A 21,978-nucleotide genomic window follows, 5' to 3' on the forward strand; every position below is an offset into this window, starting at 1 on the left:
ACCCAGTCTCCGGCGGCCACGCGGCGGTCGGCACTCGAGCGATCGACAGTGAGTACGGCGGGCGGTCGTAAAAGGTTCAGTCAAACTCGCCGAATCACTTGCGCACCTGCCTTGTATACATGAAACAGTCGACGAGACCGCCTACTCAGGAGCACCCGATGACTCGTCGACTTCCGTCCTTACTGAACCGCTCCAGCAGGAGCTACCGCCGCCGCCCGATGGTCGCCGGAACCATGGTGGGGGTGATCGCGCTCGCGCTCGTCGGAACGGCTTGCTCTCCCGTCGAGCCGGCCGGCAACGACGGGGGCGGGGAAACCCAGTCGGCGGGCGACCAGGACGTCTTCGGCGACCCGGCCGACCCGGCACAGGTCAAGCAGGGCGGCACACTCACGGTCGCGCTGTCCGCGGACCCGGACAAGCTGGACCCGTCGCTGTCGCGCAGCTTGTACTCGCGCTACGTCTTCCACACCATGTGCGAGAAGTTGTACGACCTCGGCCCGGACGCGAAGGTCGTGCCGCAACTGGCCACCGCGCTGCCGACCATCTCCGCCGACGGACTGAGTCTGACCATCCCGCTGAAGCAGGGCGTGAAGTTCGCCGACGGCGGGACGATGGACTCCAACGCGGTGAAGATCTCGATCGAGCGCGGCCTGACGATCGCCGGCTCCGGCCGCAAGAGCGAACTCGGCCCGATCACCTCGATCGATACGCCGGACCCGAACACCGTGGTGATCAAGCTGTCGAAGCCGTTCGCCCCGCTGACCGCCGCGCTGGCCGACCGAGCCGGCATGGTGCTGAGCCCGGCCGCGGTGTCGAAGCTCGGCGCGAACTTCTCTAACGCACCGGTGTGTGTCGGACCGTTCAAGTTCGCCAGCCGGGTCGCGCAGAACTCGATCAAGGTCGTCAAGGACCCGCTGTACTACGACGCCGCCAAGGTGCACCTGGACGCGATCGAGTACCGGATCATCACCGACTCCAGCATCCGTTCGGCCAACCTGAAGTCCGGTGACGCGCAGATCGCCGACTCGCTGTCGACGCAGGACGCTCCGCAGCTGCAGAAGGACAGCACGATGACCGTGCTGCAGTCGCAGTCGCTCGGGTACCAGGGCCTGACCATCAACGTCGCGAACGCGAACGGCATCGGCAAGCCGCTCAAGCAGCTCGACACCCCGATCGCGAAGGACCCGCGGGTCCGGCAGGCCCTGGCGCTGTCGATCGACCGTGAGGCCTTGGTGAAGTCGATCTTCAACGGGCTGAACACGGTCGCCTGCTCGCCGGTCTCGCCGAAGAGCGAGTTCACCTCCGACGCCGCGCAGGTCTGCCCGCCGCACGATCCAGCGAAGGCGAAGCAACTGCTGGCCGACGCCGGCGTGGCCACGCCGTACAAGGTCAGCATGATCACCTCCAACAACCCGGACAGTCTGCGGCTCGCGCAGGCGCTGCAGGCGATGGTGAAGGACGGCGGGTTCGAGCTGGAGATCAAGCCGGTCGAGTACGCCTCCCTGCTGGACCAGCAGGACCGCGGTGACTTCGAGCTGTTGCAGCTCGGCTGGTCCGGCCGGGTCGACCCGGACGCGAACATCTACAACTTCGTCGGTTCGGAAGGCAGCCAGAACGTCGCCGGCTACAGCAGCCCCGACGTGGACAAGCTGCTGACCGACGCGCGGCAGGCCACCGACAAGGCGCAGCGGATCAAGCTGTACGGCGATGTCGTGGCCAAGCTGCAGGAGGACGACCCGCTGATCTACATGTACCGCCAGCGCAACCTGACCGGCGTCTCGAAGAAGCTCCTGGGCGTCCAGACCTTCCCGGACGGCGTGATCCGGACGGCGTTCGCCGGATTCGCCAAGTGAGCGTTCTCTCCGCCGGCGGGCGGCGGGACCGAGCGAGGTGGTGGGGTTCGTGAGGCGATACCTCTTCCATCGGTTGTGGCAGTCGGCCGTCACGTTGGTGCTGGCAACGATCGTGGTCTTCGCCGGCGTACGGGCGTTGCCGGGTGACCCGGCGCTCGCCCTGGCCGGTGAGGACCGGGATCCGGAGTCGTTGCGGGCGATCCGGGAGCAGTACGGGCTGGACCAGTCGTGGCTCGTGCAGTTCTGGCAGTTCGTCAGTCACGCGGCCCGGGGCGACCTGGGCCAGTCGATCCGGACCGGTGCGCCGGTGCGCGGGATGATCGGCAGCGCGTTGCCGGTGACGATCGAGCTGTCGGTGCTGGCGATCCTGATCGCCAGCCTGATCGGTGTCGGCGCAGGGGTGGTCGCGGCTGTCCGCCGCGGCCGTCCGGCCGAGTGGGCGGCCAACGGGTTGGCGCTGCTCGGCCTGTCGGTGCCGCACTTCTGGCTCGGCCTGATGGCGATCCTGTACCTGTCCGTTGCCCTCGGCCTCTTCCCGGCGTCCGGCTTCGTACCGTTCTTCAGCGACCCGGCCGGCAACCTGCACCACCTGGTGCTGCCCGCGCTGATCCTCGGCACCGGACTCGCCGCGGTCATCATGCGGCAGACCAGATCGTCGATGCTCGACGCCCTCTCGGCCGACTACATCCGGACGGCCGAGGCGAAGGGCCTACCGCCCAAGTCGGTGATCGGCAAGCATGCCCTGCGCAACAGCCTGATCGTGGTCGTCACGATCGTCGGCCTGCAGCTCGGTGCATTGATCTCTGGTGCGGTCGTCACCGAGCGCATCTTCGCCCTGCCAGGGTTCGGCAAGCTCACCGTCGATGCGGTGTTCCAGCGCGACTACCCCGTGATCCAGGCGGTCGTCCTGGTGACCGCGACGGCGTACATCGTGATCAATCTGCTGGTTGACCTGCTGTACTCCGTGATCGACCCGCGGATCCGCGTGCGAGGTGATGCGTGATGGCCGTCGCTGAAGCAATCCCCGCCGGTACTCCGCTGCGCAGCAACCGCCGCAAGGTGGTACGGCGGATTCTCCGCAACCCGCTCGCGATCAGCGGTCTCGTGGTGCTCGTGATCGCGGTGATCATGGCGGTGTTCGCGCCCTGGCTGGCACCGCACGAACCGACCCAGACCAATCTCGGTCAGGCCTTCGCGCCCCCGGGTACGGCGGGGCACCTGCTCGGCACCGACGACCTCGGCCGCGATGTGCTGTCCCGGATCATGTTCGGCCTGCGAGCCTCGCTCCACGTCGCACTGCTCGCGGTCGCGACCTCGCTGGTGGTCGGCGTACCGCTCGGCCTGCTGGCCGGGTACTTCCGGGCGATCGACGCGCTGATCTCGCGGATGACCGATCTCGTGCTCGCGTTCCCGTTCCTGATCCTGGCGGTCGGACTGGCCGCGATCCGCGGTGCCAGCCTCGGCAACGCGGCGATCGCGATCGGGATCGCGCAGATCCCCGGCATGATCCGGATCGTCCGGTCCGAGACCTTGCGGCTCAAGTCACTGGACTTCGTCGCGGCCGCGATTGTCGAGGGTGCCGGAGACGCCTGGGTGATGGGTCGGCACATCCTCCCGAACGCGGCCTCGGTGGTCATCGTCCAGACCACGGTCGGGCTCCCCGCCGCGATCCTGGGCGAGGCAGTGCTGTCGTTCCTCGGTCTCGGCATCCAGCCACCGGCACCGAGCCTCGGCACGATGCTGGCCGATGCTCAGCAGTTCGCGTCCCGCGCACCGTGGGCCGCGGTGATGCCCGGCGTCGCGATCATGCTGCTGACGCTGGCGTTCAACGTCGTCGGCGACAGCCTGCGCGACGCGCTCGACCCGAAAGCGAGCCGCCGATGACTGCAGGAATCACCACAGCTCCGGTTCTCCAGGTGAACGACCTCTCCGTCACCTTCCGGACCGAGGACGGCCTGGTGTCAGCCGTCGACCGGGTCAGCTTCGAGGTCGGCGACGGCGAGGTCCTCGCGGTCGTCGGCGAGTCCGGCTGCGGCAAGAGCGTGACCGCGATGAGCCTGGCCGGGCTGCTCCCCCGCACCGCCACGGTCGACGGCTCGGTGCGGCTGGACGGGGTCGAGTTGATCGGCGCCGACAAACGTACGCTCCGTATGATCCGCGGCCGCGAGGTGGCGTACATCTTCCAGGAGCCGATGACGTCGCTGAACCCGGTCTTCACGGTCGGGCACCAGATCGGCGAGGTCCTGCGCACGCACATCGGACTGAACCGCCAGGCTGCCCGGGACCGCTCGATCGAGCTCCTCAAGCTTGTCGGCATCCCGTCGGCCGAGCGCCGCATCAGCGACTACCCGCACCAACTGTCCGGCGGCATGCGCCAGCGCGTGATGATCGCGATGGCGGTCGCCTGCGATCCGAAGGTACTGATCGCCGACGAGCCGACCACCGCGCTCGACGTCACGATCCAGGCCGGCATCCTCGACGTACTGCGGGAGCTGCGCGAACGGCTCGGGACCAGCATCGTCCTGATCACGCACGACCTCGGAGTGGTCGCGGATCTCGCCGACCGGGTGGCGGTCATGTACGCCGGACGCGTCGTCGAGACAGCCGACGTGCACGAACTGTTCGCGCATCCGCAGCACCCCTACACGGCCGGTCTGCTCGGTGCCTCACCCGCCGCCGGTCGCCACGCGGAGAGCCATCGGCTCAACGAGATCCCGGGTCTGGTGCCGGTCCTAACCCAACAGCCGGACGCTTGCACGTTCGCCGACCGCTGCCCACGAGCAATCGACACCTGTACGGCGACCGAGCCCGACCTGACGCCTGGTCACCACCGGGTCGCGTGCTGGAACCCGGTCAGAGAATCAGTGGAGGTCTGATGAGCACCCTCGCTCTGGAGGTAGAAGACCTCGTCATGCACTTCGGTCCGGTCCGAGCGGTCGACGGCGTGACACTGCGGATCCGCCAAGGCTCTGTGGTCGCTCTGGTCGGTGAGAGCGGCTCCGGGAAGTCCACGGTGGGACGCTGCATCGTCCGGCTGCTGGAGCCGACGGGTGGGACGGTCCGACTCGCTGATGCCGATGTCACGCACCTCACCCGCCGGCAACTGCGTCCACACCGCCGGAACGTGTCGATCGTCTTCCAGGACCCGGCGGGCTCACTCGACCCGCGGCTGTCCGTCGGAGACATCGTCGGAGAGCCACTGCGGCTCATGCACCGCAAAGACATCTCAGCCAAGGTGTCCGAGTCACTGCGTCGCGTCGGACTGCGCCCAGAGGTCGCCCAGCGCTCACCACACGAGCTGTCCGGAGGGCAGCGTCAGCGCGTCAGCATCGCTCGCGCTCTGATCTCAGAGCCGCGTCTCCTGGTCGCGGACGAACCGACCAGCGCACTGGACGTGTCGGTCCAGGCGTCGGTCCTCAACCTGCTCGCCGACCTTCAGCGCGACCTCGGCTTCGCCTGCCTCTTCATCACTCACGATCTGTCCGCCGTCGAGTACCTGGCCGACGAGGTCGCCGTGATGTACCTGGGGCAACTGGTCGAACAAGGCCCGCGTTCACGCATCTTCGGCGTACCGGCGCATCCCTACACGCAGGCGCTGCTGTCCGCTGCGCCCGTGCCCGATCCGGCCGAGCAGCGGGCGCGGAGGCCCGTGCTGCTCGGTGACGACCTGCCGTCGGCGATCGACCCGCCGTCCGGGTGCCGATTCCACACCCGATGTCCGGTAGCGGTCGACACATGCCGGACAGTCATCCCGGAGCCGCGCGTGATCGGAGAAGGTGGACACCAGGTCGCCTGTCATCTGGTCGACGACAACGGCACCGGTCCCGATGTTCGTACTGGAGAGGGAGTTGCCCGATGACCTTCACCACCCGGCCCACGCTGCGCGGCACGTTCGGGATGGTTTCGTCCACGCACTGGCTGGCGTCCCAGTCGGCGATGCGCATCCTCGAGCTCGGCGGCAACGCGTTCGACGCCGCCGTGGCCGCGGGGTTCGTGCTGCACGTGGTGGAGCCGCACCTCAACGGCCCAGGTGGTGAGGTTCCGGGGATCGTCGCGACCGCCGACGACCCCACACCGCGCGTGCTGTGCGGTCAGGGCGTCGCTCCGGCCGGCGCGACGATCGACCACTACACCTCGCTCGGCCTGACGCTCGTTCCCGGCTCTGGACCGCTGGCGGCGACGGTGCCCGGTGCGGTCGACGCCTGGCTGCTCCTGCTGCACGACCACGGCACCCTGCCGCTGCGCGTCGTACTCGAGCCGGCCATCGACTACGCGCGCAACGGCCACCCGCTGGTGCCGCGGGTCGGTGAGACGGTCAGCACCGTGCAGGAGCTCTTCGAGGCGAACTGGAAGACGTCTGCCGCACTCTGGCTGCGTGACGGGCGACCGCCGACCGGCATGTTCCGCAACGAGGCGTACGCCGCCACCCTCGAGCGACTGGTCACCGAGGGCGAAGCGGCCGGCGCGGATCGGCAGGCGCAGGTCGAGCGGGCCCGCAAGACCTGGCGTGAAGGCTTCGTCGCCGAAGCGGTCGACAAGTTCTCCAAGCTGCCGCATCGAGACTCCAGCGGCGAGGACCACGCCGGACTCATCACGGGCGACGACATGGCCGCGTTCCAGGCGAGCTGGGAGGACCCGGCCACGCTGGACTGGAACGGCTACACCGTCGCCAAGACCGGACCCTGGGGCCAAGGTCCGGCTCTGCTGCAGTCGCTCGCCGTACTGGCCGAGCTCGGCGACGTCGACCTGGACAGCGCGGACGGCGTACACACCACCGTCGAGGTGATGAAGCTGTCGTACGCCGACCGCGAGGCCTGGTACGGCGACGACGCCGACGTACCGCTGAAGACGCTCCTCTCCCCCGCGTACGCCGCGGAGCGCGCGAAGCTGGTCGGTCCGGAGGCAACGCGCGAACTTCGTCCCGGCCGTCCGGACGGCCGGTCGCCAGTGCTCCATTCGATTGCCGTGGGCAATGACCTCGGCGACGCCACGACCGGTGAGCCGACCGTCTCCTCGGACGGAGTGACGCGGGGCGACACCTGCCACGTCGACGTGATCGACCGCTGGGGCAACATCATCTCCGCCACGCCCAGTGGCGGTTGGCTGCAGTCGTCGCCGACGATTCCGGAGCTCGGGTTCTGTCTCGGCAGCCGGGCACAGATGTTCTGGCTCGAGGAGGGACTGCCCGCGTCGCTCGCACCCGGCAGACGTCCGCGGACCACTCTGACGCCGACGCTCGTACTGCGCGACGGGCAGCCGGTGATGGCCTGCGGTTCGCCAGGTGGCGACCAGCAGGACCAGTGGCAGCTGCTCTTCCTGCTGCGGCACCTCGGCGCCGGCATGGATCTGCAGGAGGCGATCGACGCACCCGCCTGGCACACCACTGGCTTCCCGTCGTCGTTCTACCCGCGGGCGACCGAGCCCGGCGGTCTGGTGATGGAGAGCCGCCTCGGCTCAGCCGTCCGCGACGACCTGGTACGCCGTGGGCACGTCGTCACCGACGCCGATGCGTGGAGCCTCGGCCGGCTGTGCGCCGTACGCAAGGAGGCCGATGGCGTGCTGGCCGCGGCCGCCAACCCCCGCGGGATGCAGGGCTACGCGGTAGGACGCTGACCCAGAGCCGCCTTCGCCGCAGCCGCCACGTGCAGGCCGGCTGCGGTGCTGGCGGCGTCCGGATCCTTGGCTGCGATGGCGTCGACCAGACGGATGTGCTCCTCCGTGGAGTGTGGCGCCCGCTGGGCGGCGCCGACGCGGAACACCCAGTGGACGTGGTGATACATCGCCACCGAGATCGAGTGCAGCCAGCGGTTGCCGCTGACCTCGATCACCGCGCGGTGGAACGCGCTGTTCAGCTCGGCGAGCTGGTCGAAATCCTTGGCCTCGCTGGCCTTGTTCGCGTCGTCGAGCAGCCGCCGCAACCGGGCCACGTCGTCGGCGTCAGCGCGCTCGGCCGCAAGTCCGGCGGCCAGCGTCTCCAGTTGCTGCCGTACGGCGAACAGGTCGCGTACGGCGGTGTCGTCGAGGGTGGCGACCACCGCACCACGCCGCGGCAGGATCTGGACGAAGCCCTCGGCCTCCACCACCCGCAGCGCCTCACGCACCGGGTTGCGCGACACCCCGAAGTCGTCCGCCAGCCGGGTCTCGGTCAGCCGCTCACCCTGCCCGTACTCGCCGTCCACGATCCGGCGGCGCAGCTCCGTCAGCACCTGCTCGCGCAAGGCGACATGGTCCGCACCGATCGTCCGTATCTTGGCCCCACCCGGCTGATCCACCCGGTGCTCCTCTCCCCGTCGGCTCCGAAGCACGGTAGCCGATGGAGCGAGCCAGGGCACGTGATCCACCAGCGCGATATGTTGCCGCCTTGAGCATCACGCTGACTCCCCTGACGGATCCCGACTTCCGGCCGTTCAGCCGCCGGATCGCCTGGCTCGCCGCGGACGCCGACGGCAACCCGGTCGGGTCGGCCTTCCTCCGGCTCAACAGCCGCGAGTCCCATGCCCATCTGGCCGAGCTCGAACTGAACGTGCACCCGGCCGAGCGCCGCCGCGGCATCGGCGCCCGTCTCCTCGACGCGGTCGTCGCCGCGGCCCGTGCGCACGAGGTCCGGACCATCCTGGCCGACGTTCCGGACGACTCCCCGGCGTACCGCTTCCTCACGGCACGCGGCTTCACGATCGGCCTGACGCTCGTCTACGCGCGTCTGCGGCTGGCCGACCTCAACGACGCCGTACTGATCGTTCCTCAGGACCCGGGCTACCGGTTGCAGTCGTGGGCGGGCGTCGTGCCTGACGAGCTGGCGCAGACGTTCACGGACGCGCGGTCCGGAATGGACGACGCGCCGTCCGGCGACATCACGTACGGCGCTGACACGTGGGACGTGGATCGGACCCGGCACGCGGCCCAGGTGATCGAGCAGCGCGGTGATCACCTGTCCACGGTGGCGGCCGTGGACAGGTCGACCGGGACGATCGTGGGCTTCACCGAACTCGTCGTACCGGGGAACGGCAAGGGCGATGCGCAGCACTACGGCACCGCGGTCCTCCCGGCGCACCGTGGTCGCGGTCTCGCCCTGTGGATGAAGGCCGAGCAGATCCGCTCGGTCCGCACCCACTTCCCCGACCTCGACGGCCTCTTGACCGACACGGTCAGCACGAACCTGCCGATGCAGCGAGTCAACAACCACCTCGGCTACCGACCGACCGAGACCATCCACCGCTGCACCCTGGACGTCTGTACCTACTAGTATGTCGGCATGCCCCTGATCCGGATCGACGTCCTCCGGGGCGGCCCCGACCGTCTCGCCGGCCTCGGCCGCGCGGTGCACGACGCGCTGGTCGAGACGATCGGCATCCCGCCCGACGATCTCTTCCAGGTGCTCACCAGCCACGACGGCGCGACCAGCACCCTGCGGTACGGCGGCTTCCCCGGCATCGAGCGCGACGACGATGTCGTGTTCATCGCCATCACGCTGCGAGCCGGCCGACCTGACGAGGTCAAGCAGGCGATGTACCGCCGGATCGCCGAGCTCGTCCACGACTACACCGGCACCGACCCGAGCAACGTCCTCATCACGCTGACTGAGAACGCGTCGTCTGACTGGTCTTTCGGCGACGGCGAGGCGCAGTACCTGTAGGCCTGTGCAGCTCGACAGGATGTGTCGCCGGTGACCCGGACTGGTGAGACTCACCGGGCCAGGCCGATCGACGAATCCAGAGGACACGTCCTGTCGAGCTGCACGCTGATCGGGTGGTGGGTGCTAGAGCAAGCCGGCGAGCCGGTACAGGACCAGGGAGCCGGCGACCGCGACGTTGAGGCTGGCTCCGGTGCCAAGCATGGGGATTTCCACGGCCAGGTCCAGCTCGTCCAGGGCTTCGGGTGGGATGCCGGTGCGTTCGTGTCCCAGCACTGCGATGGTGCGGGTTCGGGCGGGTGGGAGGTCGGCGAGGCGGATGGACTCGTCTACCAACTCGACGCCGATGACCGTGGTGTTGTCGCGGGTCTTCTGGTCTACCAACCAGCGGACCGGATCGTGCCCGGTCCAGTGCACGCAGGTGCGTCGGCGCAGCGTGTTGCCGCGAGCCAGCGCGTCCGGGACCCACGGCAGCTTCGGTACTGCGAGGCAGGCGCCGACCGCGTCGCAGGTGCGCAACAGCGTGCCGAGGTTGACGTCGTACTTCGGCCACAACGGCGCGATCAGCAGATGGTCCCAGCAGGAGTGGGACCGCCGGCGGCGCTGGTGTCTGAGGTCCTTCGGGCTACGCACCCGGACCTGCGGGCCGCTCATCGAGCGGCGGGAACAACCCTCCCGGCGGGGAACTTGGTCATCAGCGAGACGCTTCGCGGCGCGCCCGGGCCATCGTTGACTGCGATTCGTGGTCAGTCTACGTGAGCCCGGGCTCGCGGAGTCACTCGCCGAGGATCTTCTGGACGGCGGCGGTGGTGATGGGGTGGTAGCCGGGCCGGGCCTTGGCGAAGACCTCGGCCGCGAACTCGCGGTCGGTGCCGGCCAGTGCTCGGTAGACCGGCAGGACCAGCTTCATCCGGCCGACGTTCGTGAGGAACCCGGCCAGCTCGGCGTACGCCGCCTCGTAGCTGCTGGCGGCAACGATCTGGTACCAGCGGCGGGCGATCTCGCCGTTCGCCGTACCGGTCAGGCCGAACTCCCGGTCGAGCTGCTGCAACTGCACCGCACCCAGCACGTCCGGCGCCGCGTCCAGGAATCGCAGCCACTCCTGCGTCGTCCACGCCGCCGCGCCCTGCGGCAGTTCGCCCGTGCCGAGCCACCTGTCCCGCGCCTCGTCGACCGCCTCGAAGCGCTCCGACACCGCCCGCGCCGCGAACGCCGGAATGCCTGGCTCGTCCAGCCACGCCGCGACCTCGGCGTCCGTCACGACGCCCGGGTGCGGCTCCAGCAGGTGCTCGCGCAGGTGCGCGACGAAGTCCTCGGAGTTGATGCTGCGGAACGCGAACCGGTCGAAATAGCCGCGCAGGAACGGGTCGAACACCTCGCGCGTGAACCGCTCCTCGAGCCAGGACAGGAACCATGACCCCTTCAGCGGGCCGCACGAGGTCGTGCCGTGGTACTCGGACCGGTGGTTCAGCCCGGGCAGCTCCACCGCCAGCTCGGCCGGCGTCAGCGGGTCCAGCTTCACCACGGTCGCGTGCTGCTTGATCGCCGTCTCCATCACCGCGAACTCGGTGCCGTAGACCGCCTCGACGATCCGGTTCTCGACGTACGACGTGAAGCCCTCGTTCAGCCAGATGTCATCCCAGCTGTCCTGGGTGACCAGGTTGCCGGACCAGCTGTGCGCCAACTCGTGCGCGACCACGCTGACCAGCGACTTGTCACCGATCACCACGGTCGGCGTCGCGAACGTCATCCGCGGGTTCTCCATGCCGCCGTACGGGAACGACGGCGGCAGCACGAGGATGTCGTAGCGGCCCCAGCGATACGGCCCGAAAAGGGCCTCCGTGACCCGCATCATCTCCTCGGTGTCGGCGAACTCGGTCGCCGCCCGCCGGGCCATCTCCGGCTCGGCCCACACGCCGGACCGCTCACCGATCGGCTCGAACACCAGGTCGCCCGCGGCGATCGCCAGCAGGTACGACGGGATCGGCTCAGGCATCACCACGTCGTACGAACCGGTACGCCGGGACGTCGTCCCGTTGTCAGCGCTCATCAACACCATCAGCTCGGGCGGTGCGGTGACATGAGCGGCGTAGCTGAAGCGGACGCTCGGGGTGTCCTGCACCGGCACCCAGCTGCGAGCGTGGATCGCCTGCGACTGGCTGAACATGAACGGCATGACGCCGCCCGCGGTCATGGACGGCTCCAGCCACTGCAGACCGGTCGCTGTCGGCGCGGTCCGGTAGCTGATGCGCACCCGCTGGTGCTGCGGTGTGCGGATCGTCAGCGCGGAGCCGAGCTCCTTGTCGGGTACGGCGACGCTGTACTCGAGCGGCTCCCAGCCGTCTGCCGTCGCACCCTCCACCGCCAGCACGGTCAGATCACGCGTGTCGAGCACGAGCCGGTCACTGGTGCCGGTCCAGGCGAGCGTGTGCGTGGCCGTGCCGGCCAGCACCTTCTCGTCGAAGTCCAGCTCGAGGTCGAGCTCGAGGTGGGTGGTCCGAACCAAGGCAGGTTCGGCATAGGAATGCCGGTCGTACGTCACAGAGTCTCCCCGAGAGAGGTGGTCCGGGGAACAGTACCCACGCTGGAGCACGATCAGGCGGCCAATCTGGGCCAACAGCACCACCGTGCCAAAACACTGCTGTCTTGGTGCGGCCCGGCACCATGGAGACATGCGGGCCGTGTGGGCCGCCATCCTCGTCCTGCTGGCCGCCGCGTGCACCAGCAGCGACCCGCCACGCCTCCCTTCCCCCGCACCGTCCTCGAGCGCACCACAACCCCGACCGGCGCCTACTCCAACGCCCACTCTGGCGCCCACCCCTCGGCCGGCCCCAGCTGTCTTCGACAGCCGCGCCGCACTGCAGACGGTCGGCCACCTCGCGGGCCTAGGTCCACGTGAGGCGACCAGTCCGGCGTACCTGCGCGCTCTCACCTGGCTGGAGCAGCGCTTCCGCGCCGCCGGATACCAGACCACGCGTCAGCCCGTGCGCGTGCCTTCAGGCGTCTCCTGGGGAGTCCCGGTCCGCGCCGGCACCAGCTGGAACCTGATCGCCGCCAAACCAGGCTTCACACCGTCAGCGCCGCACCGCATCGTCGGTGCCCACCTGGACACAGTCCCCCAGGCACCCGGCGCCGAGGACAACGCTTCGGGCATCTCCGTCCTGCTCGGCACCGCTCAGCTCTACCAACGTCGGGCTCCGAGGCTCCCGACCATCTTTGTTGCTTTCGGCGCCGAAGAGCCGCGCGGCGATGGCGACAACCGCCATCACTACGGCTCCCGCACCTATGTTGCCGCGCTGCCGCCCGCACAACGCAGAGCGCTTCGCGGCATGGTGTCCCTCGACCGCGTCGGCGTAGGAAGCGTCGTACCGATCTGCTCTGCTCAAGCGAACGCCGTCGCGCTGCGGAACGAGCTTCGGACCGTCGCAGCGCGCGCTCGCGTGCCGAGTCGAGCGTGTGTGAACAGGTCGAGTGACCACTGGTCGTTCGTCCGCGCCGGGCTACCAGGTGTCCGGCTGGGCAGCACGCCCTACGCCGAGTATCACAGCGCCCGCGACCTCCCTCGGGTTGTGTCGCCCGCGCAGCTCGGCCGGATGGGTCGTGTGGTGACCACCTGGCTCGACAACTAGCGGATGTCCGACAGGATCTGCTCCGCCCGGGCGCCGGTCACGACCCGCGGGCTGAAGTCACTACCGATCACGTACGGCGTGAGCCGCGCGGCCTTGAGCGTCTTGCCCCAGTAGGTGAGCTCCAGCAGGACGCCCTCCTGGGTCTGCTGGGAGAAGTCCATGTCGAACACCAGATTGCCCAGCGAGTGCGCGACCACCTTCCCGGCCGGGAACTGCACGTCCTGCACCCAGTGCGGATGCCCGCCGATCACCAGATTCGCTCCAGCCTTGGTCAGTGCAGACGCAACCGTCCGCTGCGCCGGAACGGGTGTGTGCGTGTACTGCTGACCCCAATGCGGAAGTACGACGACGACGTCGACAGCGGACTTCAACGCTGCCACCGCCTTCGTGAGCGCCGCCAGGTCGCCGGCGTTCAGCGGTCCTGTCCGTGGCGGCATCCGCACGCTGAGTGCACCGGGACTCGTTGACGTCGCGCGTGGCGTCTCGCCGATCGCGTTGAACGCCAGGAAGCCGAACCGGACTCCATCACGCTCGACGATCGCCGGGCGGACAGCCTCCGCGACGTTGCCTCCGGCCCCTACCGGCTGGAGGCCACCGGCCCGCACCAACCGAACCGTCTCCAGCAGGGCGCGATCCTGGAAGTCGCCGGTGTGGTTGTTGGCCAACGACAGCACATCGACGCCGGCGTCCCGCAGGCCCTTCACCACGCCTGGTGGGGCGGCGAAAGAGTCACCGCCTTGCTGTGCCGTTCCTGCCCGGGACAGGGTGCTCTCCAGGTTCACGACGGTGACGTCGGCCGCGGCCAGCCTCGATCCGATGAAGCGCAGCGGACTGGACACATCACCGGTCCGCGCCGCCGCGGTCGCCACCCTTCGGCCGAGCATGACGTCACCGCCGAACGTCACGTCGACGACCGGCCCGGCAGGCTTCGGCCCCGAGGTGCGGAGTGGATACCGCACGGGTTGCTTCAGCGGGTCGATCCCGCCGACCGTCAGCGGCCTCACACTCGGCCCGACCGCGGCAGCAGGCACGACGGCGAGTGCGCTGGTGGATCGTTGCGCGTCGCGAAACGACGTGACGCGGAATCCCCGCCAGGACTTGGTCGTTCCCCGCGCGATCGCCCTCGCAGTAGCCAGGTCGATGTCCCGTGCCGCCCGGGTCGGATGAATAACGAGAACGAGCGGTTGGGTTTCGCTGACGGTCGGAGTCGGTTGCGGACGGCTCGGCGAAGACTTCGGCGTACTCGAAGGGCTGGGCGGGGGCTGCGTTGTGGTGTTGTCCGAGCAGGCGACCAGGGCGGCCGCTGCAGCAGCCAGCGAGAGACGCCGCCATACCGCCATGGATCCACGGTAGCCAGACTCGCCAAGGAACAAGACGGTTGCGGGAACCGGGGTGGTTGCTAGCAGACTGTCACCATGATGTCCGAGGGACGACCCGAACTCGTGCTGAAGCGGCGGCCGTTCGGATCGTGGTTGCTCGGACCGGCCGACCAGAGTACGACGCTGCTGCGGTTCCGGCTGCAGGTGCTGATGACAACCTTCTCGATCGTCACCAACCTGATCGGTGCCGCGGTCGTGTTCGTGCTGGCCGTCTTCGTGCTGCCCGGGCCGCCGCTGGTCGACGAGCTCCAGCTCGCCGAGGCGATCGTGATCCCGCTGTACTTCCTTCTCGCGGTGGTGATCGGCTGCATCTGGAGCACGCGGCTCACCCGCCAGGTCACCCGGTGGGTCGACGAGGAAAGGCCCGCCACCCGGAAGGAGCAGCTCGCGACGCTCCAGCTGCCGCTGCGGCTGACGTTGATCGAGGTGCTGCTCTGGTCGGTCGCCGGGGTGATCTTCACCGCGATGACGCTCGCGCTCCAGCCGGAGAACGCGCTCCGCGTTGCGGCCACGGTCTTCGACGGCATGATCATCACCTGCACGATCTCGTACCTGTTGACCGAGTTCGCGCTCCGGCCGGTCGCCGCGCGGGCGCTGGCCGACTCCTCGCCGCCGCGCCGGGTGCTCGCGGCGGGCCTCAAGGCCCGCATCGTGATCTTCTGGGCGGTCGGCTCCGGCGTACCAGTGGCCGGCCTGATGCTGGCGGCCATCGTCGCCCTGTTCGAGAAGGATGTCTCCACGACCCGGCTCTCGGTCGTGATCCTTGCCCTGGGCATCGTGGCCATCGGCAACGGCTGGTTGCTCACCGTGCTGTCGGCCCGGTCGGTGGTCGCGCCGGTACGGTCGGTCCGCAATGCCCTCACGCTGATCGGCGAGGGAGAGCTGAACATTCGCATCCCGGTCTTTGACGGCACCGAGCTCGGCTCGCTGCAGTCGGGCTTCAACCAGATGGCGGAAGGCCTGCGCGAGCGCGAGCGGATCCGGGACGTCTTCGGCCGGTACGTCGGTCCGGAGGTGGTGCAGGAGGCGCTCGCGAGTGACCGGCTCGGTGGGGAGGATCGCTTCGTCGCTGTCCTCTTCGTCGACCTGATCGGCTCGACAGAGCTCGCCGCCGAGCGCCCGCCGGCCGAGGTGGTGCAACTGCTGAACCGCTTCTTCACGATCGTGGTCGACGAAGTCGACCAGCAAGGCGGGTTCGTCAACAAGTTCGCCGGCGACGCCGCACTCGCGATCTTCGGCGCCCCGGCCGAGCTCCCGGACGCGGCCGGAAGCGCTCTCCGGGCCGCCCGCACGCTGGCCGCCCGGCTCGACGACGAACTGCCCGAGGTCACAGCCGGCATCGGGGTCACCGCCGGCATCGTGGTCGCGGGCACGGTCGGCGACGTACGCCGGCACGAGTACACGGTCATCGGCGACCCGGTGAACGAAGCCGCCCGCCTCAGCGAACTCGCCAAGTCGACCCCCGGCCGGCTGATCGCCTCGATGACCGCCGTCTCAGAGGCAGTCCCTACCGAGGCGCAGAACTGGCACTCAAGTGACCAGGTGACCGTCAGGGGCCGCGCCGCCCCGACCCATCTGGCCATCCCGCACTGACTTCTCGTGGAGTAGCTGGTGCAAAAGCGCCGCGCCGTGGAGCATCGCATTCGTCTGGCGGTTGTGCGCGGCCCGGCGCTCGGCAATCGCACTGCGAAGCGCCTCGGTGCTGCCGGTACGACGGAGACCGTCGAGGACCGGCCTGATCTGCTCGAAGTAGTAGCGCCCCTGGCGCAGCATGTGGATGATCCGGGCATCACGGATCTGCTCCGGTCCGTACTTCCGGTACTTCGTCCCAGGCTCCCGCGTCGGCGACAGGAGTCCCGCCGCCTCCCAGACCCGCAGCGCCGACGTACGCACTCCCAGCTGATGCGCCAGCTCCCCGACCAGCAAGGACGGACCATTCGCCGGCGTCTCATCCAGGAACTCCGCCGCCATGGCCCCGAGCGCCTCGCTGGCGGCGTCGGTCGCCAACCGTTGCTGGTGGAGTCCGGCATGCGCGGCGTCGACCATCCGGTAGGCGAGCTCGTGGTCTCCCGCATGGACGGCCTGCATGATCGACGTCGCCACCTCAGGCCCGAACCCAGGTGCCAGCGCCCGATAGGTCAACAGCGCGGACAGATGCTCATCGCCGTACTGGCGGTACCCGCTCGCACTCCGCGGAGCCGGCGGCAGGATCCCGGCCGCCTCGTAGTTGCGCACCAACTGTGTCGAGACCCCAGCCCGCCGCGCCAGATCCACTGGCCGCAACCCCACGCCGCACCTCCGTTCAAGAGCTCCGGCGGTCAGCGGCCGCCGGAGACGTCGAGGGTGGTGCCAGTCATGTAAGAGGACCGATCGGAGGCGAGGAAGGCGATCGCCTCGGCGACCTCCTCGGGCTTGCCGGGACGGGCCAGCGGCGGAGTGGTGCCGATGCGGTCCAGGCGGCCGGGCTCGTGGATGTCGGTCTCGATCAGCCCGGGGCGGACGCCGAGGACGCGGACACCTTCCGTCGCCACCTCGTTCGCCAGTCCGATCGTGAGCGCGTCGACGGCCGCCTTGCTCGCGGCGTAGTCGACGTACTCGCCCGCCGAGCCGAGCACGGCTGCCCGCGACGACACATTGACGATCACTCCCCCGGTGCCGCCGTACGCCGTGGACATCCGTCGTACCGCGGCGCCCGCGACCAGGAAGGCGCTGATCGAGTTGATCCGGAAGACCCGGTCCAGCCGTTCGGCGTCGTACTCCGCCACCCGGCCGGACGGTGAGACGATGCCGGCATTGTTGATCACGGCACCGATCGGCCCGAGTGCGGCGGTGACAGTGTCGAAGAGGTGCTCGATCTGGTCCGCCTCGAGTACGTCGGCCTGCACCGCGACCGCGCGCCGGCCGAGCTCCGCGCACGCCTTGACGACGCGTGCCGCCCCGTCCGCACGGGTCCGGTAGTTCACGCCCACGTCCCATCCGTCGGCCGCCAGAGCGACCGCCGCCGCGGCACCGATGCCGCGGCTCCCACCGGTGATCAGAGCGACCCCGCGCTCTCCGTCAGTCCCAGTCATGCCCCTACCCTGTCATGCCTCACGAAGCAGGCGGCAAGGTGAACTGCAGCTGGGTCTCCGTGTCCTCGAAGCCGAGCGCGCGATACAGCCTGATCGCGAGGTACTCCGGGTCCGCCACCATCACCAGCGTCCGCGCACCACCGTCGGTCAGCCCGTACGTCGACGCGTGGTGGACCAGTGTGCTCGCGATACCACGGTTGCGGTCGTCCGGGTGGGTCTGCACGTGCTGGAATCGCGCGAGCCCCTTGCCGTCGAACATCAGCCCGAGTGAGCTCTGCAACCGGTCACCGTCGAACGCACCGAACCACTTCCCGTGCCCGGCCTCCACCAGCGCCCGCTGCGCCGCGTCCCTGCGCCGGCTGAACTCGACGTACCCGTCGTCGACCTTCATCGTCGCGGTCGCCAGGCCGAGCTGGGTCACTTGCTCCCAGTCGTCGTCGCTGGTGATGAACCGGTACGTCGACTCGTCGTTCGGCCGGCGGGGTGCGACGACCTGGCCGGCGGTCATCACCACGTTCCGGTCGACCGTGAACCCGGCCGCGGTGAGCTCGTCCTCGGCGCCGATCTCGCCGTCGACGCTGTCGATGCCGAAGGCAACATGCTCCGCGGCCGGGAACTCGGCGCGGTACGTCTCCAGCCGGGACTTCGCGTCACCGGCGGCGAAGCTCGAGCGGTACAGCAGGAAGTTCCCCCACCAGTACGTCGGGTTCGACGGCGTCCGGATCACGACGTACTCACCGGCGTCCTCGAACACGCTGCCACTCAGCTCCAGGAGCAACAGATCGGTCCGGTAGCCGAGGCTCTTGATCTCCACCAGCTCATCCTCCAGGGCACGTCAATCGGATTCGGGCGTTGACATGCAGCCGCCTGGCTGCCTATTGTCAGTCATGCAGCCACACGGCTGCATATCCTGATCGGAGTGCGATGGACGACGAGGTGTTCCGCGCCCTGGCCGACCCCAGCCGCCGGCAGTTGCTCGACATGCTGAACGCGCGCAACGGCCAGACGCTGCGGGAGCTCTGCGCCGGCCTCGACATGGCCCGGCAGTCGGTGAGCAAGCACCTCGCCGTCCTCGAGACGGCGAACCTCGTCACCACCGTGTGGCGGGGCCGGGAGAAGTTGCACCACCTGAACGCCGAGCCGATCAACGCCATCGCCGAGCGCTGGATCAACCGGTACGACCGCCGGCGGGTCGAGCTGTTCGCCGATCTCAAGACAGTTCTGGAGGCCGAAACCATGGACGACAACGACTTCGTCTACACCACGTACATCAAGACAACGCCGGAGCGGCTGTGGCAGGCACTGACCGACCCGAAGTTCACCGAGCAGTACTGGGGTGTCCAGTTCGAGACCGACTGGAAGGCCGGCTCCGAGTTGGTCTGGCACCAGGGTGACGTCACGATGGCCGGGCCGGGCCAGGTCGTGCTGGAGCACGACCCTTACACGCGGCTGTCCTACGCCTGGCATCACATGACGCCCGAGTTCGCCAAGGCGGTGAACATGGATGACAACCTCTACCGCAGGGCCAGCACCGAGCCGCTGTCCACGGCGACCTTCGAGCTCGTGCCGACCGGCGACCAGGTCAAGCTGACCGTCATCCACAGCGGCTTCGGGCCGGGCAGCGCCATCCGCGAGATGGTCAGCGAGGGCTGGGTCGCACTCCTGTCCGACCTCAAGTCCTTCGTCGAATCCACCCCCGAACTCGCGGTCGTGAAGTAGTCCCTACGGACGCTTGTGGATGAGAAGTGGGAGGACTGCTGCCGCACCGGATTCGCGGAGCTTGGCGGCGGCGACGGTGACGGGCCACTGGGAGGAGCTGGCGTCGACGAGGAGCAGTACGGTGCGGCCCGCGACCGACTGTGCGGTCTGGTCGTCGACGTGGAGGCCGTCCCGCCAGACCTTGGCTTCCTCGGCCGAGGACAGGTCGTCGGTGAAGCCGGTCGGGTTGATCGTGAGCTCGGCGCGATCCAGGTGGCCGACGGATGCGACGTGGTCGGCGATCGCCGAGGTCAGACGGCCGTGGCCCGCGGCCGGCAGCGGTACGACGACCTCGGGACGACCTGACCAGCTGCTGCGCCAGCGCGACAACGCGGCGACAGCGCCGGACTTCAGGGCTTCGAGAGGCTCGGCCGGGAGGTCGGCATCGGCGTTGAGGGTGGCACGGAGGACCTCGCGCCATTCGGGAGCGTCGGCGTAGATGAGACTCCGGCCGGGCTCGGCCATCAGCTCGGCAGGGATTCGTCCCTTCGCGCCGAACGCGCCGCCCGGCCACATCTTCCGCGGCTCCAGCACATGCACCTCGCCGCGCAACAGCCGGGTGATCGTCGCCACCGTCTCCGCCTGCGCCGTCGGCAGCAGCGGATCCGGCAACGCCCCGAGGCACACCGAGCACCGCCCGCACGGCTCGGCCGACGGGTCGTCCAGCGACTCCTGGAGCAGTTGCATCAGGCAACGGTCGCCACGCGTGTAGGCGCGCATGATGTCCGCCTCGCGCCGCCGTACCGCGACGATCCCGTCATAGTGCGCGGCGTCGAAGGTCCACTCCACCCCGGTCCGCACCCAGCCGCGCTCGACGCGGTCGACCGCACCGTCGACCGCCAACTGCTTCAGCATCAGCTCGACCCGGGTCCGGCGCAGTCCGGTCTCCGCCTCCAGCATGGGAACGGTGGCCGGCTGATCCGGCCCGTAGCCGTCGAGCGCCTGCAGCAGACGATTCACGTTCTCCGGAACAGGGATGGTCGCGGTCGCGAAGTAGTCCCACACACCGGCGTCCGCGTCCGACGGCAGCAACGCCACGATCGCGTGGTCGATGCCACGCCCGGCCCGCCCGACCTGCTGGTAGTACGACACCGGCGACGGCGGCGATCCGACGTGCACCACGAACCCCAGGTCCGGCTTGTCGTACCCCATGCCGAGCGCGGAGGTCGCGATCAGCGCCTTCAACTGGTTCGCGCGCAGCGCGTCCTCGAGACTCTCCCGCTCCCCCGCCTCCAACCCACCCGTGTACGCCGCCACCGGCACATCGCGCCCGTGGACCTCCTGGATCGTCGCCGCCAGCCGCTGCGCGTCGGCCACGGTGAGCGTGTAGACGATCCCGGATCCCGGCAGCTTCGGCAGGTGATCGACGACCCACGCGAACCGATCCAACGGCGACAGCGCATCGACCACCGCCAGTTGCAGGCTCGATCGCGCCAGCGGGCCTCGCAGTACCAGCGTGGACTCGCCCAACTGATGCGCGACGTCGTCGGTGACGCGTGAGTTCGCCGTCGCCGTGGTCGCGAGAACCGGGGTCTTCGGGTTCAGCTGCTGCAGTACGTCGGACACGCGGCGGTAGTCCGGCCGGAAGTCGTGACCCCAGTCCGACACCGCGTGCGCCTCGTCGATCACCAGCAGCCCGACCTGGCCGGCCAGCGCGTCGAGCACCCGGCGCCCGAACCCGGGATTCGCGAGCCGCTCAGGCGACACCAGCAGTACGTCGATGCCCCCGGAGCGCAGGTCGTGCTCGATGCTCGACCACTCGTCGATGTTGTTCGAGTTGAGCGTCGCCGCGCGCAGCCCGGCTCGGCTCGCGGCCGCGACCTGGTCCCGCATCAACGACAGCAACGGCGAGACGACAAGCGTCGGTCCAGCACCCTCGGCGCGGCGAATCGCGGTCGCAGCCCAGTACACAGCCGACTTCCCCCACCCGGTCGCCTGGACGACCAGCACCCGCGCGCCTGCCTCGCACAGGGCGGCGACCGCCGTCTCCTGATCGGGCCGCAACCGCGCGCTCTCCCCCGCGATCGCCTGGATCACGCCACCCGCGATCCCCGCGCGCGTGTCGGTCAGAGTGAGCGTCGTGCTGGAGTCAGCCATGCCGAAACCCTAGACGCCCGCACCCCCAGTTCGCTGAGCGCGGCCGCCGACCTGTGGAAAACCGTCGGTCAGGCGCACTTTCCGGGATGACACGGCTCACCGTCAGCGGCCATCAGTCGCTGCGGGCCTGGGCCGTTCGCGGCCAGAGCGTCGTACGGGTTGGCGAGGGCACAACGGTCGAGGGACAGGCAGCCACAGCCGACGCAGTCCTTGAAGTCGTCCCGGAGTTGTTCGAGGTGCAGGATGCGCTTGTCCAGCTCGGCCTGCCAGCACTCCGAGATGCGCTCCCAGTCCTGCCGGGTCGGTGTGCGGTTCTCGGGCAGCAACGCCAGGATCGCCGCCACCTCCGCAAGCGGGATACCGACCCTCTGCGCGATCCGGATCAAGGCGACCCGGCGCAGCGTGTCGCGCTTGTACCGGCGCTGGTTGCCCGACGTACGGCGACTCACGATCAGGTGCTGCCGCTCGTAGAAGTGCAGCGCCGAGATCGCCACACCACTGCGCTGCGACAGCTGCCCGACCGTCAACTCACCTGGCTCGATGTCCACCGCTCCGCCCTCC

20 protein-coding genes are annotated in these 21,978 nt (G+C 69.2%); 11 read left to right on the forward strand and 9 right to left on the reverse strand.

Annotated elements, in window-relative coordinates; genetic code table 11:
* Nucleotides 1-158 precede the first annotated feature (158 nt).
* From ACGFH6_RS28490 to ACGFH6_RS28515, 6 genes are read left to right on the forward strand one after another with little or no spacing between them, the layout of a single operon-like run.
* On the forward strand, nt 159-1,853 hold the full coding sequence (locus ACGFH6_RS28490) for an ABC transporter substrate-binding protein (protein ID WP_393390011.1): 1,695 nt from the start codon (nt 159-161) through the stop codon (nt 1,851-1,853).
* 49 nt (nt 1,854-1,902) lie between these two features.
* On the forward strand, nt 1,903-2,856 hold the full coding sequence (locus ACGFH6_RS28495; RefSeq protein WP_393390014.1) for an ABC transporter permease: 954 nt from the start codon (nt 1,903-1,905) through the stop codon (nt 2,854-2,856).
* Nucleotides 2,856-3,737, forward strand: a complete 882-nt coding sequence (locus tag ACGFH6_RS28500; RefSeq protein WP_393390017.1) for an ABC transporter permease — start codon at nt 2,856-2,858, stop codon at nt 3,735-3,737. The genes ACGFH6_RS28495 and ACGFH6_RS28500 overlap by 1 nt, the downstream gene beginning before the upstream one ends.
* A complete protein-coding gene (locus tag ACGFH6_RS28505) occupies nt 3,734-4,729 on the forward strand; it encodes an ABC transporter ATP-binding protein (RefSeq protein ID WP_393390020.1) in 996 nt (331 codons plus the stop codon). The genes ACGFH6_RS28500 and ACGFH6_RS28505 overlap by 4 nt, the downstream gene beginning before the upstream one ends.
* The gene (locus ACGFH6_RS28510) at nt 4,729-5,712 is read left to right on the forward strand and encodes an ABC transporter ATP-binding protein (protein ID WP_393390023.1); all 984 of its coding nucleotides are present in this window, start codon (nt 4,729-4,731) and stop codon (nt 5,710-5,712) included. The genes ACGFH6_RS28505 and ACGFH6_RS28510 overlap by 1 nt, the downstream gene beginning before the upstream one ends.
* Nucleotides 5,709-7,466, forward strand: a complete 1,758-nt coding sequence (locus ACGFH6_RS28515) for a gamma-glutamyltransferase family protein (RefSeq protein WP_393390025.1) — start codon at nt 5,709-5,711, stop codon at nt 7,464-7,466. The genes ACGFH6_RS28510 and ACGFH6_RS28515 overlap by 4 nt, the downstream gene beginning before the upstream one ends.
* Here ACGFH6_RS28515 and ACGFH6_RS28520 read toward each other — a convergent pair.
* Nucleotides 7,448-8,125, reverse strand: coding sequence for a GntR family transcriptional regulator (locus tag ACGFH6_RS28520; protein ID WP_393390028.1), 678 nt, complete (start codon nt 8,123-8,125; stop codon nt 7,448-7,450). The genes ACGFH6_RS28515 and ACGFH6_RS28520 overlap by 19 nt on opposite strands.
* Nucleotides 8,126-8,214: 89 nt before the next feature.
* On the opposite strand from ACGFH6_RS28520, the gene ACGFH6_RS28525 reads away from it, so the two are divergent.
* Entirely contained in the window at nt 8,215-9,096 is an 882-nt protein-coding gene (locus tag ACGFH6_RS28525; RefSeq protein ID WP_393390030.1) for a GNAT family N-acetyltransferase, read from the forward strand.
* Nucleotides 9,097-9,105: 9 nt separating this feature from the next.
* Complete coding sequence (locus ACGFH6_RS28530) at nt 9,106-9,486, forward strand: tautomerase family protein (protein ID WP_393390032.1); 381 nt, start codon at nt 9,106-9,108, stop codon at nt 9,484-9,486.
* Nucleotides 9,487-9,609: 123 nt separating this feature from the next.
* Here the strand turns inward: ACGFH6_RS28530 and ACGFH6_RS28535 are convergent, their stop codons facing one another.
* Nucleotides 9,610-10,137 carry a TrmH family RNA methyltransferase gene (locus ACGFH6_RS28535; RefSeq protein ID WP_393390035.1) on the reverse strand — a complete coding sequence of 176 codons (528 nt, stop codon included), beginning with the start codon at nt 10,135-10,137 and terminating at the stop codon, nt 9,610-9,612.
* A gap of 121 nt (nt 10,138-10,258) precedes the next feature.
* Entirely contained in the window at nt 10,259-12,025 is a 1,767-nt protein-coding gene (locus ACGFH6_RS28540; protein ID WP_393390038.1) for a M1 family metallopeptidase, read from the reverse strand.
* Between the two features lie 130 nt (nt 12,026-12,155).
* Here ACGFH6_RS28540 and ACGFH6_RS28545 point away from each other — a divergent pair, with 130 nt between their 5' ends.
* Complete coding sequence (locus tag ACGFH6_RS28545; protein ID WP_393390041.1) at nt 12,156-13,112, forward strand: M28 family metallopeptidase; 957 nt, start codon at nt 12,156-12,158, stop codon at nt 13,110-13,112.
* Here the strand turns inward: ACGFH6_RS28545 and ACGFH6_RS28550 are convergent.
* Nucleotides 13,109-14,452 carry a CapA family protein gene (locus tag ACGFH6_RS28550; protein WP_393390044.1) on the reverse strand — a complete coding sequence of 448 codons (1,344 nt, stop codon included), beginning with the start codon at nt 14,450-14,452 and terminating at the stop codon, nt 13,109-13,111. The two genes, ACGFH6_RS28545 and ACGFH6_RS28550, sit on opposite strands and share 4 nt — an antisense overlap.
* 78 nt (nt 14,453-14,530) lie before the next feature.
* Between ACGFH6_RS28550 and ACGFH6_RS28555 the strand changes: the two genes are divergently transcribed.
* Nucleotides 14,531-16,084 (forward strand): adenylate/guanylate cyclase domain-containing protein, encoded by a 1,554-nt coding sequence (locus tag ACGFH6_RS28555; protein ID WP_393390047.1) that lies wholly within the window; start codon nt 14,531-14,533, stop codon nt 16,082-16,084.
* Here the strand turns inward: ACGFH6_RS28555 and ACGFH6_RS28560 are convergent.
* From ACGFH6_RS28560 to ACGFH6_RS28570, 3 genes are read right to left on the reverse strand one after another with little or no spacing between them, the layout of a single operon-like run.
* Nucleotides 16,022-16,780, reverse strand: a complete 759-nt coding sequence (locus ACGFH6_RS28560; RefSeq protein WP_393390050.1) for a TioE family transcriptional regulator — start codon at nt 16,778-16,780, stop codon at nt 16,022-16,024. The genes ACGFH6_RS28555 and ACGFH6_RS28560 overlap by 63 nt on opposite strands.
* A 29-nt stretch (nt 16,781-16,809) precedes the next feature.
* Entirely contained in the window at nt 16,810-17,562 is a 753-nt protein-coding gene (locus ACGFH6_RS28565; RefSeq protein ID WP_393390053.1) for an SDR family oxidoreductase, read from the reverse strand.
* Between the two features lie 19 nt (nt 17,563-17,581).
* The gene (locus ACGFH6_RS28570) at nt 17,582-18,376 is read right to left on the reverse strand and encodes a GNAT family N-acetyltransferase (protein WP_393390055.1); all 795 of its coding nucleotides are present in this window, start codon (nt 18,374-18,376) and stop codon (nt 17,582-17,584) included.
* Nucleotides 18,377-18,486: 110 nt separating this feature from the next.
* On the opposite strand from ACGFH6_RS28570, the gene ACGFH6_RS28575 reads away from it, so the two are divergent.
* A complete protein-coding gene (locus tag ACGFH6_RS28575; RefSeq protein ID WP_393390057.1) occupies nt 18,487-19,281 on the forward strand; it encodes an ArsR/SmtB family transcription factor in 795 nt (264 codons plus the stop codon).
* A gap of 3 nt (nt 19,282-19,284) precedes the next feature.
* Here ACGFH6_RS28575 and ACGFH6_RS28580 read toward each other — a convergent pair whose 3' ends face one another.
* Together ACGFH6_RS28580 and soxR are read right to left on the reverse strand one after the other, a co-directional pair.
* Nucleotides 19,285-21,417, reverse strand: coding sequence for a RecQ family ATP-dependent DNA helicase (locus tag ACGFH6_RS28580; RefSeq protein WP_393390060.1), 2,133 nt, complete (start codon nt 21,415-21,417; stop codon nt 19,285-19,287).
* A 68-nt stretch (nt 21,418-21,485) separates the two neighbouring features.
* On the reverse strand, nt 21,486-21,965 hold the full coding sequence (gene soxR, locus ACGFH6_RS28585; RefSeq protein ID WP_393390063.1) for a redox-sensitive transcriptional activator SoxR: 480 nt from the start codon (nt 21,963-21,965) through the stop codon (nt 21,486-21,488).
* Between the last annotated feature and the right edge of the window lie 13 nt (nt 21,966-21,978).

Source organism: Kribbella sp. NPDC049227 (assembly GCF_043197265.1).
Lineage (GTDB): Bacteria > Actinomycetota > Actinomycetes > Propionibacteriales > Kribbellaceae > Kribbella.